Genomic DNA, 15,988 nt, shown 5'->3' on the forward strand with positions numbered 1-15,988 from the left:
CGTCATGCGAACGTACGTACCCCGTCGGGAGGCTTCTGTGTCATCGCCCCATGCACCCGTTCGAGTGCATCGCGTTACGTTCGCGTGATGCTTCGGACGTATCGCGACACGCTGTCCCTGCTCGGCCCGGCCCTTCCGGTCGTCTCCTTCCTCGGCCGGCTGCCCACCGCCATGTGCCAGCTCGGCAGCCTGCTCCTGGTCGCCGAGACCAGCGGCTCGCTCGCCACCGCGGGCCTCACGGGCGGCGCGCTCGCCGCCGGACAGACCGTCGCCGGGCCCGTCATCGGCCGGCTCGCCGACCGCCACGGCCAGCGCGGGATCGTCCTCGCGGCCTCCCTCGCCAACGCCGTCGCCGTCACCGCCCTGGTCCTCGCCGCCCTCGCCGAGGCCGCCACCGGCCCGCTCATGGCGCTCGGGGCGCTCGCCGGGGCCACCGTCCCGCAGGTCGGACCGCTCGCCCGGACCCGTTCCGTGGCCCTCGCCCGCCGCTCCGGCGCGGACGACCGCCTCGTCGGCGCGGTGCTCTCCTTCGAGGGCACCCTCGACGAGGTCTCCTTCGTCCTCGGCCCGGCCCTCGTCGGTCTCGCCGCCGCCCTCGCCCACCCCGCCGCCGCACTCCTCCTGGCGGCGCTGCTGCTCGCCGGCTGCGGGACGGCCTTCGCCCTCCACCCGACGGCCCGGGCGACCGCCCCCGAAGCGCCGGCCGTCTCCACCCGTACGGGTGCCGCCGAACGGACGCGGCTGCCGGGATCCGCGTACGCCCTGCGCGGCACGATGGTCCTCCAGGGCGCCATGTTCGGCGCCTCGCAGGCCGGGATCACCGCCCTCACCGAGGAGCTGGGCGCGCCCGCCCAGGCCGGGCTCGTCTACGCGGCCATGGGCGTCATGAGCGCCGCCGTCGGCCTCTCCATGGCCGCCGTGCCCGCCCGGATCGGACTCGCCACCCGCTGGCGCGCCGCCACCGCCGGCCTCGTCGTCCTCTCCGCGCCGCTGCTCCTGGTGGACTCCCTGGCCGCGCTGTACGCGGTCGTCGTCGTCCTCGGCGCCGCCTACGCCCCGCACCTGATCACCGTCTTCGGGCTCACCGAGCGGACCGTGCCGGCCGCCCGGCTCGCCGAGTCGATGGCCTTCCTCACCAGCGGGATCGTGGGCGGCCAGGCCCTCGCCCTCGCCCTCTCCGGCCGGCTCGCCGAAGGCCACGGCGCCCCCGCCGCCTTCGCGGTGGCGGTGGGGGCGGCCGTGGCCTGCGCGGTGCTGTCCTGGACGGTCCGGGTCACCGCTCCGGTACGGGAGGAACTCAGGCCGGTCGCTTGATCCCGTACGAGGACCCGGGCAGGTCGCTTGATCCCGTACGGGGTCTCAGGCCGGCCGCCCGACCCCCGTACGGGAACTCAGGCCGGCCGGCGCAGCACGGTCAGGCTGAGCGGCGCCAGCGTCACCCGTTCGCCGGCCGCCAGCTCCGGGCCCTCCCTCGGCGGCATGCCCTCCGGGTCCGAGGTGTCCACCACCATGCGCCAGCAGCGCCCGTGGCTGTCCGGCACCGCGAACTCCAGCTCCTTCGAGGAGGCGTTGAACATCAACAGGAAGGAGTCGTCGGCGATCCGCTCCCCCTGCGTGCCCGGCTCCGAGATGGCGTTGCCGTTGAGGAAGACGGTCAGCGCCTGGGCGTGCGCCGCCTGCCAGTCGCGGGAGGTCATCTCCTCGCCCTCGGGCGTGAACCAGGCGATGTCGGTCAGCTCGTCGTGGGTGCCCTCCACCGGCCTGCCGTGGAAGAAGCGGCGGCGCCGGAAGACCGGATGGTCCCGGCGCAGCCGGACCATCGCCTGGGTGAACCGCAGGAGCGTGGTGTCCGCGTCGGCGTTCTCCTTGGGCCACCGCACCCAGGAGACCTCGTTGTCCTGGCAGTACGCGTTGTTGTTGCCGCCCTGCGTCCGCCCGAACTCGTCGCCGTGGCTGAGCATCGGCACGCCCTGCGAGAGCATCAGCGTGGCGAGGAAGTTGCGCATCTGGCGGGCGCGCAGCTCGGCGATCCCGACGTCCTCGGTCTCGCCCTCCGCCCCGCAGTTCCAGGAGCGGTTGTAGCTCTCGCCGTCCCGGTTGCCCTCGCCGTTCGCCTCGTTGTGCTTGTCGTTGTACGAGACGAGGTCGCGCAGGGTGAAGCCGTCGTGGCAGGTGACGAAGTTGACCGAGGCGAGCGGGCGCCGCCCGTCGTCCTGGTACAGGTCGGAGGAGCCGGTGAGGCGCGAGGCGAACTCGGCGAGGGTGCGGGGCTCGCCGCGCCACAGGTCCCGCACGCAGTCCCGGTACTTGCCGTTCCACTCGGTCCACAGCGGCGGGAAGTTGCCCACCTGGTAGCCGCCCTCGCCCACGTCCCACGGCTCGGCGATCAGCTTCACCTGGCTGACCACCGGGTCCTGCTGCACCAGGTCGAAGAAGGAGGACAGCCGGTCCACCTCGTGGAACTGGCGGGCCAGGGTGGCCGCCAGGTCGAAGCGGAAACCGTCCACGTGCATCTCGGTCACCCAGTACCGCAGGCTGTCCATGATCAGCTGGAGCACGTGCGGGGAGCGCATGAGCAGCGAGTTCCCGGTGCCGGTGGTGTCCATGTGGTACCGGCGGTCGTTCGCGAGCCGGTAGTACGAGGGGTTGTCCAGGCCCCGGAAGGAGAGCGTCGGGCCCAGGTGGTTGCCCTCGGCGGTGTGGTTGTAGACCACGTCGAGGATGACCTCGATGCCCGCCTGGTGCAGCGCCCGGACCGCCGACTTGAACTCCAGGACCTGCTGGCCCCGGTCGCCCCAGGACGCGTAGGCGTTGTGCGGGGCGAAGAAGCCGATCGTGTTGTAGCCCCAGTAGTTGGAGAGCCCCGCGTCCACGAGCCGGTGGTCGTTCACGAACTGGTGAACGGGCATCAGTTCGAGCGCGGTCACGCCCAGGTCCTTCAGATGGCCGATGACCGACGGGTGCGCGAGCCCCGCGTACGTCCCGCGCAGCTCCTCCGGAAGGTCCGGGTGGAGCATCGTGAGGCCCTTCACATGGGCCTCGTAGATCACCGTGTGGTGGTACTCGGTGCGCGGGCGCCGGTCGTCGCCCCAGTCGAAGTACGGGTTGACCACGACCGAGGCCATGGTGTGCGGGCCCGAGTCGAGGTCGTTGCGCGCGTCGGGCCGCCCGAACGGGTAGCCGTAGACCGCCTCGCCCCACTTGATCTGTCCCGACACCGCACGGGCGTACGGGTCGAGCAGCAGCTTCGCCGCGTTGCAGCGCAGCCCGCGCTCCGGCGCGTACGGGCCGTGCACACGGAACCCGTACCGCTGACCGGGCATCACGCCCGGCAGATAGGCATGTCGTACGAACGCGTCGGTCTCGCGCAGTTCCACCGCCGTCTCCGAGCCGTCGTCGTGCAGCAGACACAGCTCGATCCTGTGGGCGGCCTCCGAGAAGACCGCGAAGTTGGTTCCCGCTCCGTCATAGGTGGCGCCCAAGGGGTACGCCTGTCCCGGCCAGACCTGCATGGATACGACTCTTCCTCTTCTGTCCGGGTTTTGTAGGTGTTCTTCGGCCAGATCCTGCCCGAAAGAGTGGCAACCTCCTAGGACTTCGCCCCGTCCTACCGGGTGACCGCAGACCAAGAGGGGGATAGAGGGGGAAGTGTGTACGAAATAGCACGCCGCCACCTGGGGAAGGTGGTGGCCGGAGCGGCCATGGCGGTGACGGGGACCGCCGTCGCGGTCGCGATCAGCCTTCCGGGATCGGCAGGAGCGAACGATTCCGCCGGAACCGGGGGATCCACCGGAGTCGCCGGCGCCGCCGGAGTCCCCGGTGCGACGGCGGGCGGTGGCTCGGCCGGGGCCACCGGGCAGGGGGAGACCGGAGAGCAGGCCGCGGGCTCCGCGCCGCGGCCGGCCACCGTGGTCCCGCCCGCGGCCGAGGGGGAGAAGGGCGTCGGAGGCGACCCGCTCACGGACGACGAGCTCACCCGGGCCGAGGCGCTGGCGCTGGCCCCGCCCGCCGCCTCCGCCCAGCAGGACGTCACGGGAGGCCGGGGCCCCCAGCGCCTCGGCACCCGGCTCGCCGACCCGGTCCCGGGCGACGCCTCGCGCCGCGCCGAGGTCCGCCTCTACGACTACGGGCGGGACGAGCTCATCACCAGGACCGTCAATCTCGGCACCGGCAAGGTCGAGAGCTCCGGAGCACAGCGCGGGGTCCAGCCCTCCGCCCACCCCGACGAGCTGCGCGAGGCCCTGGAACTGATCCTCGCGAGCCCGCTCGGCAAGGGCGTCAAGGAGGACTACAAGGACGCCACCGGCAAGGAGCTGACCTCCAGCGAACAGCTGTGGTTCAACGGCGACGTCTACCGCACCTACCGCGAGACCCGTGTGCCCGCGGCGCTCGCCCGCTGCGGAGAGCACCGGTGCGTCCGGCTCGTCACCAAGGTCCTCAACGGGGCCTGGATCGACACCCGGAACCTGATCGTCGACCTCTCCGCGAGGACCGTCACGCGCGTCGGCTGACCACCGGCCCGGCCACTCCACAGCCTCACGACACGTACGAGGGAGTACGTCCCCATGTCCATCCAGCGAATCCGGAACGGGCGCACCCGCAAGCGGGGCGCCGTCCTGACCGCCGCCGCCCTGCTCGGCACCGCCACGGCCGCCGCCGGCCCCGCGAGCGGCGCCGTCGCCGCCCCCCACCCGCCGCCCCCGACACACGCGGCGCGCCCCGCGACGACGCCCGACTGCTCGGCCGCGTACCGCATCACGCAGAAGCTCGACGGCGGCACCACCTGGCGCATGTGCTGGCGCTACGACACCGACGCCGGGCTCACGCTCGACCGGGTCACCTACCAGCCGCCCGGCGCCGCCGCGCCCATCCCCGTCCTCAACAGCGCCCGGCTCGCCCAGATCCACGTGCCGTACGACGACGGCGGCGCCGAGTACGACGACCTCACCGGCGCCGGCTTCGGCTACGGCCTGCAGAACCTCAAGCCGGCCGAATGCCCGGGCGGCACCCTCACCACCGTCAAGGTGGCCGAGGTCGGCGACGTCAAGGGCCTGTGCACCACCACGCGGGCGCGCGGGCACGCGTACCGCATGGCCAGCGACGGCGGCTCCAAGGTCTGGCAGGCCCAGGCCAAGGACCTGCTCGTCTACACCGTCAACAAGGTCGGCTGGTACGAGTACATCACCGAGTGGCGCTTCACCGCCGACGGCACCATCGGCGCCAACGTCGGAGCCACCGGCAGCCTCTCGCCCGTCGACTACAACGCCACCGACGGACGCGGCTGGCCCCTCGGAAAGGGCGCCCGCGGCTACGCCACCAGCCACGCCCACAACGTCTTCTGGAAGCTCGACTTCGGCCTGGACGGCTCCACCAAGGACCGGATCGAGCAGTTCGACTCCACCGTCACCGCACCCCCCGCGGGCGGCGGCGGACCCACCGTGAAGACCAAGCGGACCGTCGTCACCAAGGAGCTCGCCGGCGACGCGAAGAACATGCGCTGGTGGCGGGTGGTCAGCGGCACCGGCAAGAACGCCGACGGCCACGCCCGCTCGTACGAGATCGTGCCCGGCCACACCGACACCCACGCGGGACGCGGCTTCACCAAGCACGACGTGTACTTCACCCAGTCCCGCGCCTGCGAGAAGTTCGCGAGCAACAACATCGGCGGCTGCGCGGCCGGCGCCGGTGACAGCGTGGACAAATGGGTCAACGGTGAGACTCTGACCAAACCGTCCGTGTGGGTCAACATCGGGTTCCACCACATCGCCCGGGACGAGGACCAGCAGCCGATGCCGGTCCACTGGCAGGGCTTCCAGCTCGCGCCCAGGGACGTAACCGCTATGAATCCGCTCACTCCGGCCGATCTCGCCTCCCAGAACGGCCAGCCCGATCTGGGGAGTTGAGGAAGCAGCCTGACGATCCTGCTGCACCGCCTCCCGCTCGCGGAGTACCCTTCCTTGATCGTTGTCACATGGTCATCCTGTCCGCCGGAACGGGTGTCCGGGAGCAGAAGGCGGTGCGCGGGTGAGCTCGGGAGGTCTGGAGCTGCCCTCAGGTGACGCGGGTCACGAGGGGGGTCCGGCCGACCCCGCAGAGGCGCCGCCGGGCGCGGCCGTGCCGCCCGGCACGGTCACCGTCGGCCGGCCGGTGGAGATCGGGGCGGAGCTCGACTGGGGCCCCGAGGCCTGGAGCGAGGTCCGCACCCGGGCCCAGCGCGCCGGCCGCGCCTACATCTGGCTGAATCTCGTCGAACAGCGGCTGCGGGCCGTGGTCGCCGCCGTCCTGCGACCCGTGTACGAACCGGTGCACGGCGAGGACTGGGTGGTGGCCGCGGCCGGGCCCGCCGGCCAGGAATGGGTCCAGCGGGCCGTCGCCGTCCGCGAGGTCTCCCGGCGCAAGGGCTACCTCCTGGACCCGGCCGACGACAACGTGCTGAGCTTCCTCACGCTGCCGCAGCTGCGCGAGCTGATGGTGCAGCACTGGCCCTGCTTCGAGCCCTACTTCGACGACCGGCGCGAGGTCGAGCTCGCCCTCGACGAGCTGGAGGTCACGCGGAACGTGGTCTCCCGCAACCGGGCGCTGTCGCTGACCGTCCTCGCCCAGTCCGAGCGGGCCTCCGCCCGCATCCTGGAGATCCTCGGCGGCGGTGCCGGGGTGCCGTCCGCCGACCGGCTGCCCGTGGACGCGGTCGAGGACCTCGTCGGCGACCGGTACGCGGACGTCGTCTCCGTCCACCCCGACCGGGTCCGGCTGCAGCGGCAGCTGCCCGCCGAGGACCTCTTCGGCGGCGCCCGCCGCCTCGACGCCACCGGCATAGGCCTCAACCTGCTCGTGCAGAACTTCTCCGGCCGCCGCATGGTCCGGCTCGCCGAGTCCGGCTGCCGCACCCGGCTCCTCTTCCTCAACCCCGCGAGCAGCGCCGTCAAGCGCCGCGAGCGCGAACTCGGCCTGAAGAAGGGCGAGCTGAGCCGCTCGGTCGAGATGAACATCCTGCACATGCGCCGGGTCCGCTCGAAGCTGCGCGACCCGGGCGCCTTCCAGATCCACGTCTTCGACGAGACCCCGCGCTTCACCGCCTACCTGGTGGACGGCGACGGACCGGACGGCGTGGGGGTCGTCCAGTCGTACCTGCGCCGGGCCCGTGGCATGGAGGCGCCGGTCCTCGTCCTGCGCGGCGGCGGACGGAACGTCGTCCGGCACGGACAGTCCGACCGTGACGGAGATCACGGACTTTTCGAGACATATCGGGAGGAGTTCGAGTCCGTCTGGCTCGACTCCCGGCCCGTCTCCTGACCCGCCCCCGGGGGGCGGCCGGGGACGTTGTCAGTGGTGCGTGCGAGGGTGGTCAGCACCACGGGGGAGATCACGTAAGGAGGACCCGATGGCTTGGCACGCGGAACCGCTGGTCGGCTTCGACCTGGAGACGACCGGCACCGACCCGCTGGAGGCCCGTATCGTGACGGCCTCGATCGTCGGCTTCTGCGGCGGCCGGGTGTCCCGGCAGCGCGACTGGCTCGCCGACCCGGGCGTTCCCGTGCCGGAGGAGGCCTCCGCGATCCACGGCATCAGCAGCGAGCGGGCCGCCGCCGAGGGCCGACCGGCCCGCGAGGTCGTCGACGAGATCGCGGAGACCCTGACCGGCTACTGGAAGCAGGGCGTGCCCGTCGTCGCGTACAACGCCTCCTTCGACCTCACGCTCCTCGCCGCCGAGCTGCGCCGCCACGGGCTTCCCTCACTGGAGGAGCGACTCGGCGGCGCCGGCATCGGGCCGGTGATCGACCCGTACACCATCGACCGGGCCGTCGACCGCTACCGGCGTGGCAAGCGCACCCTGGAGGCGGTCTGCGGGGAGTACGGCGTGGTGCTCGAAGCCGCCCACCAGGCCGCCGCAGACGCGCTCGCCGCCGTCCGGGTCGCCGTCGCGATAGCCGAGCGGCACCCGCAGGTGGCCGGTCTGGACCCGGCCGAGCTGCACGAGCGGCAGATCGGCTGGTACCGGGCCTGGGCCGAGAACTTCCAGGACTTCCTGCGCCGCAAGGGCGACGCGAAGGCGGTCGTCGACCCCGTGTGGCCCCTGCGGTCGGCCGTCGCGGTGGCCGGCTAGGAGTTCTCCTTCAGGAAGGAGAGCAGCAGTTCGTTCACCTTCTCCGGCTGGTCCAGCTGGAGCCAGTGCCCCGCGTCCTCGACCCGCTCGTAGCGCCAGCCGCCCGACACGTACTGCTCCGTCCCGGACATCGAGCGCTCGGTGAGGAACCGGTCGCCGGTCGACCACACGCCCATCACCGGCACGGACTCCGGCAGCGGGACCACCGGCGCCTCGGCGCCGAACAGGGCCTCCGCCGGCGCGCCCGCGCGGTAGATGTTCAGGGCGGCCGTCAGCGCGCCCGGTGCCCGCAGCGCCTCGATCACGGCCTCCGCGTCCGGGTGCTCGCCCAGCATGTCCCGCAGCCCCGCGAAGTCGTCCCGCGCCAGCCAGTCCTCGGCGAGCCCGGCCAGCTGGAACAGCAGCATGTACCAGGAGCGCTGCCGCTGCTCCCAGCCCGCCGACCGGATCGACGCCGGGTGCCCCACGGACAGGACGCTCAGGCTCCGCACCCGGTCGGGGAAGAACTGCGCCAGGCCCTGGGCGACGGCCGAACCCCAGTCGTGGCCCACCACATGGACCCGGTCCAGGTCGAGCCGGGCGAGGAGCTCGACCAGGTCGCCGACGTGCTTGCCCGGGTGGTACGCCTCCGGGCCGCCCTCGGGACGGTCGGAGGCGCCGAAGCCCCGCAGCGTCGGGGCGACGCACCGGAAGCCCGCCGCGGTGAGCGCGGCGACCTGGTGGCGCCAGAGGTGGTGCGAGTCCGGGAAGCCGTGCACCAGCAGGACCGCGGGGCCCTCGCCGCTCACCTCGACGTCCAGCGTGACGTCCGACAGTTCCACGCGCATCTTCAACACCCCGTTCGTTACCGGCCGGTTCGACGGGGAACATGATGTCAGAACGGATACCAGCGCACCTCGGGGTCGCCGTCCCGCAGCGAGGCCACCCGCCGCTCGAACTCGGCGAGCGCCTTCGGGTTCGAGGGCGCGTGCTGGGCCACCCACGCGCAGCTCGCGGTCTCCCGCGCCCCGCGCAGCACCGCGCACCCCTCCCACTCCCGGACGTCCCAGCCGTACGCCTCGGTGAAGGCCTCGTACGCCGCCGGGTCCAGGCCGTACCGGTCCCGGGAGAGGGCGAGGACCACGAGGTCGTGCTCGCGCAGGTCCGAGGAGAAGGTCTCCAGGTCCACCAGGACCGGGCCCTCGGGGCCCACGTGCACGTTCCGGGGGAGGGCGTCCCCGTGGATCGGGCCCGGGGCCAGGTGCGGGGTGAGCGCCGCCGCCGCCGGGGCGAAGGAGTCGCGCCGCTCCCGCAGGAACGCCGCGTCCGCCGGGTCGATCGCGTCCCCCGCGAGCCGCAGCCACCGCTCGACCCCGCCGAGCAGCTCACGGCGGGGGAGCACGAGCCCCGCCGGCTCCGGCAGCGCGTGCACGGCCCGCAGCAGCGGGGCCAGGTCACGGGGCTCCGTCGGCCGCACCGCCTCCGGCAGCCGGTGCCAGAGGGTGACCGGATGACCGTCCACGAGCCGGGGCTTCCCCTCGGCGGCCCGGACGGCCGGAACACCCGCCGTTTCCAGCCAGGAGGCCAGCGCGAGCTCCCGCTCGGCCCGTGCGAACAGCTCCGCGTCCCGGCCGACCTTCACCACCAGATCGCCCACCGCGAAGACCGCGTTCTCCCCGAGGGCGAGCAGCCGCGCCTCCGCGACCGGCAGCCCCGCCCCGGCCAGGATCCCCCGTGCCCGCGCCTCGTCCATCGACCTCTCCCTCACCTGTGCGTTCGAGCCAAAGTCTCCCACCCGCGCAGATCGTCCCGCAGGGCGCCTTGACGGTCCCACGCCCCGTCAGCACCATGACGGGGTCCCAGGACGGCGCATCGGACGGGGGTCGGCCCGTGAGCTCGGTGACCGCGACGAAACGGCCCGGCGGCGCGCGCACACCGCGTGCCGCCCCCGGGGCACGGCCACGCGGCCCCGACCTCGGAGCCTGGTTCCTGGTGCTCCCGGCACTCCTGCCGATCCTGGTCCTCAGCGTCGGCCCGCTCCTCTACGGCATCGCGCTCGCCTTCACCGACGCCCAGTCCGGCCGCACCCAGGCCACCCGCTGGGTCGGCACCCTCAACTTCCAGGACCTGCTGCACGACACGCTCTTCTGGGAGTCCTTCCGCATCGGCGTGGTCTGGGCCGTCGGAGTCACCGTCCCGCAGTTCCTGCTCGCCCTCGGCCTGGCCCTCCTGCTCGACCAGGACCTCCGCCTCCGCCGGCTGGCCCGGGCCCTCGCCATCATCCCCTGGGCGATGCCGGAGGTCGTCGTCGGCATCATGTGGCGACTCGTCTACAATCCCGACGCCGGCATCCTCAACGAGACCCTCCGGAACCTGGGCCTCGGCGAAGGCCACGACTGGCTCTCCGGACTCGCCACCGCCCTCCCCGCCGTCATCGTCGTCGGCGTCTGGGCCGGCATGCCGCAGACCACCGTCGCCCTGCTCGCCGGACTCCAGAACACCCCGCGCGAACTCCACGAGGCCGCCGCCCTCGACGGCGCCGGAGCCTGGCGCCGCTTCCGCGCCGTCACCTGGCCCGCGCTGCGCCCGGTGGCCCTCGCCGTCACCGCCCTCAACCTCATCTGGAACTTCAACTCCTTCGCCCTGGTCTACGTCCTGACCAGCGGCGGACCGGGCGGCCGGACCCGGCTCCCCATGCTCTTCGCCTACGAAGAGGCCTTCCGCTACGGGCAGTTCGGCTACGCCGCCGCCATGGGCTGCGTGATGGTCGCCGCCGTCTCGGTGCTCATCGCCCTCTCCCTCGTACGCCGTCTGAAAGGGGACCAGGACCGGTGAGCGCCCTGCGGACGAGCGGGCCCGCGCGAGCAGGCCAGTACCTGGCCCTCCTCGCGTACCTGGTCTTCCTCGCCTTCCCCTTCCTCTGGCTGGTCTCCACCGCCTTCAAGCCCGCACCCGAGCTGGCCTCGCTCCACCCCACCTGGATCCCGAAGGACCCCACCCTCGACAACTTCCGGCAGGCCTTCGACGAGCAGCCGCTGCTCGGGGCCGCCGCGAACAGCCTGCTCGCCGCGGTCTGCGCCGCCCTGATCGCGGTCGCCGTCGCGACTCCGCTCGCCTATGTGACGGCCCGCCACCGGGGCCGGCTCGCCGGCGCCGCCACCGGCTGGGTGGTGATCAGCCAGGCCTTCCCCTTCGTCCTCGTGATCATCCCGCTCTTCCTCGTCCTCAAGAACCTGCACCTGATCAACAGCGTCGTCGGCCTCGTCCTGGTCTACGTGGTCTGGTCGCTGCCCTTCGCCCTCTGGATGCTCATGGGGTACGTCAGGGCCGTCCCGGCCGAGCTGGAGGAGGCCGCCGCCGTCGACGGCGCCGGCCGGATCCGCACCCTGGTCTCGGTCATCGCGCCGCTGCTCGCCCCGGGCGTCGTCGCCACCGCCCTCTTCGCCTTCGTCACCGCCTGGAACGAGTTCTTCTTCGCGCTCGTCCTGCTCAAGTCCCCGGAGAAACAGACGCTCCCGGTCGTCCTCACCCACTTCCTCGGCGCCGAGGGAGTCGCCGACCTCGGCCCGCTGGCGGCCGCGGCCTTCCTCGCGACCCTGCCGTCCCTCGTCGTCTTCGCAGTCCTCCAGAAACGGATCGCGGGCGGGACGCTCGCCGGGGCGGTGAAGTCATGAGACGACGGATCCTCGCCCTCACCGCCGCCCTCGCCCTGCTCCTCACCGGCTGCGCCACCGGGGACGACGGTCCCGACGACGGCGTCGTACGGCTCCGGTTCCAGTCCCTCGCCTGGCAGAAGGAGTCCGTCGACGCCAACCGGCAGCTGGTGAACGAGTGGAACGCCGCCCACCCCGACATCCAGGTCGAGTACGTCCAGGGCAGCTGGGACTCCGTGCACGACCAGCTCCTCACCTCCTTCGAGGGCGGCGAGGCGCCCGACCTCATCCACGACGCCTCCGACGACCTGGCCGACTTCGCCTACGGCGGCCGGCTCGCCGACCTCCGCCCGCTGCTGTCCGAGCGGCTGCGCGCCGACATTCCCGCCACCGGCTGGGAGACCACCACCTTCGGCGAGGGCGTGTACGGCGTGCCCTTCCTCCAGGAACCCCGCGTCCTCATCGCCAACCGGAAGATCCTGGAGTCCTCCGGCGTCCGCGTCCCCACCCCCGGGAAACCCTGGAGCTGGACCGAGTTCCGGCAGATCGCCCAGGACCTCACCCGGACCATGGGACCCGGCCGTCACGCGGTCGCCTGGCCGCTCAGGGAACCCGTCTCCGTCAGCCTCAACCTCGGCGTCTCGGCCGGCGGCCGGCTCTTCCGCCGGGGCCCGGACGGCCGGGTCGTCCTCGACTTCACCGAGGCCGACGGCATCGTCCCCGGCACCGTCCACGACCAGGTCGTCACCGACCGGACCGCCCCGCGCACCACGCTCGGCAGCGGCGGCTCCGACACCCTCCCCGGCTTCTTCGCCGGCAAGTACGCCATGGTCCCCCTGGGCTTCGCCTACCGGCAGCAGATCGCGCAGCAGGCGCCCGAGGGCTTCGAGTGGACCGTGCTGCCCGCACCCGCAGGCGACGCGGGACTCGCCCAGGGCGTCTCCCCGCAGACCCTGTCGATCGCCGAGGACAGCCCCCACAAGAAGGAGGCGGCCCGCTTCCTCGACTTCTTCCTGCGCCCGGCGAACATGGTGCGGCTCGCGCGCGGCGACTGGATGCTGCCGACCGGCACGGCCGCCCTCGCCGACCCCTCCCTGCACACCGCGCGGGACGGCTGGGCGACCGGAGCGGCGGTGGCACGGTGGCTGCGGCCCGCGCCCGCGCAGTCCGTACGCGGCTATCCCGAGTGGAAGGACAAGGTGGCGACACCGGCCTTCCAGGAGTACTACAGCGGTGCCATCGACGGCGCGGAGCTGCGCAGACGCCTGGTCGAGGACGGCAACCGGGTCCTCGCCCGCTATCAACGCAGATGACGGATTCGTTATTACGAAACCTTGTTGAATAAGTCACAGATGGGTGAAGGGTCTTCTCCGCGCCCCCGCCATCGGACAGTGTTCGAACCGGCCACCGTGCCGCCCCCCACGAGGCGCGGTGGCCGCCTACATTTGCCCCCATGACGAAGACGAAGACCTACGCGGCCCTGCTCCGCGGCATCAACGTGAGCGGACACCGGAAGGTCCCCATGGCGGAGCTCCGGAGCCTCCTCGAAGGTCTCGGGCACACGGACGTCCGCACCTACCTCCAGAGCGGCAACGCCGTCTTCACCACCGACTCCGGCGCCGGCGAGGACGAGCTCAGGACCGCGCTGGAGGACGCGATCGAGGACCGCTTCGGCTTCCGCGTCGACTGTCTCGTCCGCGACGGCGACTACCTCGCCGCCGTCGCCGACGCCTGCCCCTTCCCGGCCGCCGAACTCCAGGGCAAGCAGCTCCACGCCTTCTACTACTCCGGGCCCGCCGACCCCGAGCGCTTCGCCTCCATCGACCGCGAGGCCTTCCTGCCCGAGGACTTCGCCCTCGGCGACCGCGTGCTCTACCTCTACACCCCCGAAGGCCTCGGGAAGTCCAAGCTGGGCGAGGCGGTCTCCCGGCCGTCCGTCGTGAAGGGCCTCGTCGCCACCGGCCGGAACTGGAACACCGTGCTCAGACTCATCGAGATGACACGGGAGGACTGAGCCCGAATGGCCCAGTCGAACGGCCACCGAATGGCCCGTGGCAGCGGGCCACCTCCTGACTAGGTTCGACATCATGACGAGCACCGAGACCACGCCCACCACCCACCGCCCCGCCGTCGACTTCTACTTCGACCCCGCCTGCCCCTTCGCCTGGATCACCTCCCGCTGGATCCTGGAGGTCGAACGCCACCGGGACATCGACCTCCGCTTCAAGGTCATGAGCCTGTACCTCCACAACGAGGGCAACACCCTCCCCGACTGGTACCGCGAGCTCGTCGACGCCTCCATCGGCCCCGTCCGGGTGGCGGCGGCCGCCGCCGAACAGCACGGCGAGGAGATCCTGCGCCCGCTCTACACCGCGTACGGCACCCGCATCCACGAGAAGAAGCAGAAGGACTTCGACGCCGTCATCGTCGAATCGCTCACCGAGGTCGGCCTGCCGCCCGAACTCGCCGCCGCCGCCCACGACCCCGCCTACGACGAGGCCGTCCGCCGCAGCCACGACGCGGGCAAGGACCCCGAGGCGGACGCGTACGTCGGGACGCCCACCCTCCACGTCGACGGGACGGTCTGGTTCGGGCCGGTGCTGCGGGCGATTCCGCGCGGCGAGCGCGCCGCCGAACTCTTCGACAGCTTCCGTGTCCTGGCCTCCCACCCCGACCTCTTCGAACTCAAGCGCACCCGCACGGGCGGGCTGGACTTCAGCTAGGGGGTTCCCTTCGGAGCATCTCGCGGGCCGAAGCAGGACCACGCTGGAGACGGTCCTGGCCGACAAGGCGTATTCGTCCCGGGCGATCCGCAGTCGTCCCCGCCGTCGCGGACGGCCCACCCACCCTCGCCGGCGCCGAGCAAGGACGGAGCGGTCCGGCGTGGACGTGTTCTCGGGCGGCCTGCTACCGCGGGACGTGGCCGGTGAGGGTTCGGACTTCGGCTATCAGACGCGTGACCAGGGCCTGAGGCGCACGATCGGTCCATACGACGGCAAGTTCGAAGCGCTCCGCGTCCGTGACCGGGATCCAGCGCACGCTGCCGGTGGGCAACAGCGCCTCGAGGGGACGCGGAGCGAACCAGACGCCACGGCCACGGCCGACTTCCAGCAGGCAGTCCTCGACCAGCGGGACGATCGCGCCGCGTGGCGCGGGGCCGCCGTCAGGCCGGGGGTCCACGATCCAGAACCGTTCGGCTTCCGAAGAGGTGAGGACATCGGGACGCACGACAGGATCGGCCGAGAGATCGGCGAGGGTCACGCTCGCGCGGTCGGCCAGGGGATGCCGGGTGGAGAGCGCCACGGCTCGGGGGTCGCTGCGGACCACCGCGTGGTGGAGCGCGCCGCCGCCGACCGGCAGCCACATGAAGGCCGCGTCGGCGCGCCCGCCCATGAGGAGTTCGAGTTCGTCCCTGGGGTGGCGTGCGGCGTTCAACGTCACCCGCAGGCCGGGAACCGACGCCTCGAGAACGTCGGCGAGGTCGATGGCGAACAGCGAGGTGGCGGTGGGGCAGCAGGCCAGCCGCAGAGTGCCGGCCTGGGCATCGGCCACGGCGCGCACCCGTTCGGCCAGCCGGTCGACGTCGTCGACGACGATCGCGCCTCCGGCGGCGAGTTCCTCCCCTGCGGCGGTGAGCAGGACGCCGCGGGAGGTGCGCACCAACAGGGCCGCGCCCAGGGCGTTCTCCAGATGCCGAACGTGAGCCGACACCGCCTGCTGTGTCAGGTGAAGCACGGTTCCGGCTCTGGTGATGGAACGCTCCTGCGCCACCGCCAGGAATGAACGCAGATGCCGGAGATCGATGTCGTTCACGACGATCACCATAACGGCCACAGCGATCCGCTGTGGCCGGCCCAGCGCATCGTTGTTTCCTCTCGCGGTGCTGCCACGTACAGAGTCGTCCTGGCGGTCGGAACGGCACCGCGAAGGCGTTGCGGGACAGCGCCGGTTCGGCCGACGGACGCCATCTGGTCCGGAAGCCGCCGGACGACCCCCGCGCCAGGGCGTTCTCCCGCCGACTTCAGCCCGCTTCGTTCCTCCCCACGTCATTCAGGAAAGGATCAGTCGTGACCACTCGAGAGAAGGTGAGCTTCCCCAGTACGGAGGCCACCCTGTTCGGCAACCTGTTCCTGCCCGACACGGCGGCCCCGGCTCCGGGGATCGTGGTGGCCGGGACGTGGACCAGCGTCAAGGAGCTGATGGCCGACCGGTACGCCGAGCGGCTCGCCGCCCGCGGATACGCCGCGCTGTC

General features: G+C 72.3%; 14 protein-coding genes and 1 pseudogene. 11 read left to right on the forward strand and 4 right to left on the reverse strand.

Annotated elements, in window-relative coordinates:
* The first annotated feature begins 87 nt into the window (after nucleotides 1-87).
* Entirely contained in the window at nucleotides 88-1,314 is a 1,227-nt protein-coding gene (locus ABZ318_RS14070) for an MFS transporter (protein WP_356902716.1), read from the forward strand.
* A 77-nt stretch (nucleotides 1,315-1,391) separates the two neighbouring features.
* On the opposite strand, the gene glgX is transcribed toward ABZ318_RS14070, so the two are convergent.
* The gene (gene glgX, locus ABZ318_RS14075) at nucleotides 1,392-3,512 is read right to left on the reverse strand and encodes a glycogen debranching protein GlgX (protein ID WP_356902717.1); all 2,121 of its coding nucleotides are present in this window, start codon (nucleotides 3,510-3,512) and stop codon (nucleotides 1,392-1,394) included.
* Between the two features lie 138 nt (nucleotides 3,513-3,650).
* Between glgX and ABZ318_RS14080 the strand changes: the two genes are divergently transcribed.
* From ABZ318_RS14080 to ABZ318_RS14095, 4 genes are all read left to right on the forward strand, one after another.
* Entirely contained in the window at nucleotides 3,651-4,511 is an 861-nt protein-coding gene (locus tag ABZ318_RS14080) for a Tat pathway signal sequence domain protein (RefSeq protein WP_356902719.1), read from the forward strand.
* A 54-nt stretch (nucleotides 4,512-4,565) separates the two neighbouring features.
* The gene (locus tag ABZ318_RS14085; RefSeq protein ID WP_356902720.1) at nucleotides 4,566-5,903 is read left to right on the forward strand and encodes a copper amine oxidase; all 1,338 of its coding nucleotides are present in this window, start codon (nucleotides 4,566-4,568) and stop codon (nucleotides 5,901-5,903) included.
* 121 nt (nucleotides 5,904-6,024) lie between these two features.
* Nucleotides 6,025-7,293, forward strand: a complete 1,269-nt coding sequence (locus tag ABZ318_RS14090; protein ID WP_356902721.1) for an SAV2148 family HEPN domain-containing protein — start codon at nucleotides 6,025-6,027, stop codon at nucleotides 7,291-7,293.
* A gap of 88 nt (nucleotides 7,294-7,381) precedes the next feature.
* Nucleotides 7,382-8,104, forward strand: a complete 723-nt coding sequence (locus tag ABZ318_RS14095; protein WP_356902722.1) for a 3'-5' exonuclease — start codon at nucleotides 7,382-7,384, stop codon at nucleotides 8,102-8,104.
* On the opposite strand, the gene ABZ318_RS14100 is transcribed toward ABZ318_RS14095, so the two are convergent.
* Together ABZ318_RS14100 and ABZ318_RS14105 are read right to left on the reverse strand one after the other, a co-directional pair.
* Nucleotides 8,101-8,931: an alpha/beta fold hydrolase gene (locus ABZ318_RS14100; RefSeq protein WP_356902723.1), complete on the reverse strand. Its 831-nt coding sequence runs from the start codon at nucleotides 8,929-8,931 to the stop codon at nucleotides 8,101-8,103. The two genes, ABZ318_RS14095 and ABZ318_RS14100, sit on opposite strands and share 4 nt — an antisense overlap.
* 47 nt (nucleotides 8,932-8,978) lie before the next feature.
* Entirely contained in the window at nucleotides 8,979-9,836 is an 858-nt protein-coding gene (locus ABZ318_RS14105; protein ID WP_356902724.1) for an aminoglycoside phosphotransferase family protein, read from the reverse strand.
* A 137-nt stretch (nucleotides 9,837-9,973) separates the two neighbouring features.
* On the opposite strand from ABZ318_RS14105, the gene ABZ318_RS14110 reads away from it, so the two are divergent.
* From ABZ318_RS14110 to ABZ318_RS14130, 5 genes are all read left to right on the forward strand, one after another.
* The gene (locus ABZ318_RS14110; RefSeq protein WP_356902725.1) at nucleotides 9,974-10,918 is read left to right on the forward strand and encodes a sugar ABC transporter permease; all 945 of its coding nucleotides are present in this window, start codon (nucleotides 9,974-9,976) and stop codon (nucleotides 10,916-10,918) included.
* Nucleotides 10,915-11,757, forward strand: a complete 843-nt coding sequence (locus ABZ318_RS14115; RefSeq protein WP_356902726.1) for a carbohydrate ABC transporter permease — start codon at nucleotides 10,915-10,917, stop codon at nucleotides 11,755-11,757. The genes ABZ318_RS14110 and ABZ318_RS14115 overlap by 4 nt, the downstream gene beginning before the upstream one ends.
* A complete protein-coding gene (locus ABZ318_RS14120) occupies nucleotides 11,754-13,049 on the forward strand; it encodes an extracellular solute-binding protein (RefSeq protein ID WP_356902727.1) in 1,296 nt (431 codons plus the stop codon). The genes ABZ318_RS14115 and ABZ318_RS14120 overlap by 4 nt, the downstream gene beginning before the upstream one ends.
* Nucleotides 13,050-13,189: 140 nt before the next feature.
* On the forward strand, nucleotides 13,190-13,750 hold the full coding sequence (locus tag ABZ318_RS14125) for a DUF1697 domain-containing protein (protein ID WP_356902728.1): 561 nt from the start codon (nucleotides 13,190-13,192) through the stop codon (nucleotides 13,748-13,750).
* A gap of 73 nt (nucleotides 13,751-13,823) precedes the next feature.
* Complete coding sequence (locus ABZ318_RS14130) at nucleotides 13,824-14,459, forward strand: DsbA family protein (protein WP_356902729.1); 636 nt, start codon at nucleotides 13,824-13,826, stop codon at nucleotides 14,457-14,459.
* A gap of 184 nt (nucleotides 14,460-14,643) precedes the next feature.
* On the opposite strand, the gene ABZ318_RS14135 is transcribed toward ABZ318_RS14130, so the two are convergent.
* A complete protein-coding gene (locus ABZ318_RS14135; RefSeq protein ID WP_356902730.1) occupies nucleotides 14,644-15,549 on the reverse strand; it encodes a LysR family transcriptional regulator in 906 nt (301 codons plus the stop codon).
* Between the two features lie 254 nt (nucleotides 15,550-15,803).
* Between ABZ318_RS14135 and ABZ318_RS14140 the strand changes: the two are divergent.
* A pseudogene (locus ABZ318_RS14140) lies at nucleotides 15,804-15,988 on the forward strand (lysophospholipase); the annotation flags it as partial.

This window comes from Streptomyces sp. NPDC006197, from assembly GCF_040613865.1.
In the GTDB taxonomy this organism is placed as follows: Bacteria; Actinomycetota; Actinomycetes; order Streptomycetales; family Streptomycetaceae; genus Streptomyces.

What these genes read in the sequence shown, in the direction of transcription:
- ABZ318_RS14085 (WP_356902720.1), top strand. Translation starts at nt 4,566, where the DNA reads ATGTCCATCCAGCGAATCCGGAACGGGCGCACCCGCAAGCGGGGCGCC.
- ABZ318_RS14130 (WP_356902729.1), top strand. Translation starts at nt 13,824, where the DNA reads ATGACGAGCACCGAGACCACGCCCACCACCCACCGCCCCGCCGTCGAC.
- ABZ318_RS14120 (WP_356902727.1), top strand. Translation starts at nt 11,754, where the DNA reads ATGAGACGACGGATCCTCGCCCTCACCGCCGCCCTCGCCCTGCTCCTC.
- ABZ318_RS14095 (WP_356902722.1), top strand. Translation starts at nt 7,382, where the DNA reads ATGGCTTGGCACGCGGAACCGCTGGTCGGCTTCGACCTGGAGACGACC.
- ABZ318_RS14105 (WP_356902724.1), bottom strand. Translation starts at nt 9,836, where the DNA reads ATGGACGAGGCGCGGGCACGGGGGATCCTGGCCGGGGCGGGGCTGCCG.
- glgX (WP_356902717.1), bottom strand. Translation starts at nt 3,512, where the DNA reads ATGCAGGTCTGGCCGGGACAGGCGTACCCCTTGGGCGCCACCTATGAC.
- ABZ318_RS14100 (WP_356902723.1), bottom strand. Translation starts at nt 8,931, where the DNA reads ATGCGCGTGGAACTGTCGGACGTCACGCTGGACGTCGAGGTGAGCGGC.
- ABZ318_RS14125 (WP_356902728.1), top strand. Translation starts at nt 13,190, where the DNA reads ATGACGAAGACGAAGACCTACGCGGCCCTGCTCCGCGGCATCAACGTG.
- ABZ318_RS14070 (WP_356902716.1), top strand. Translation starts at nt 88, where the DNA reads ATGCTTCGGACGTATCGCGACACGCTGTCCCTGCTCGGCCCGGCCCTT.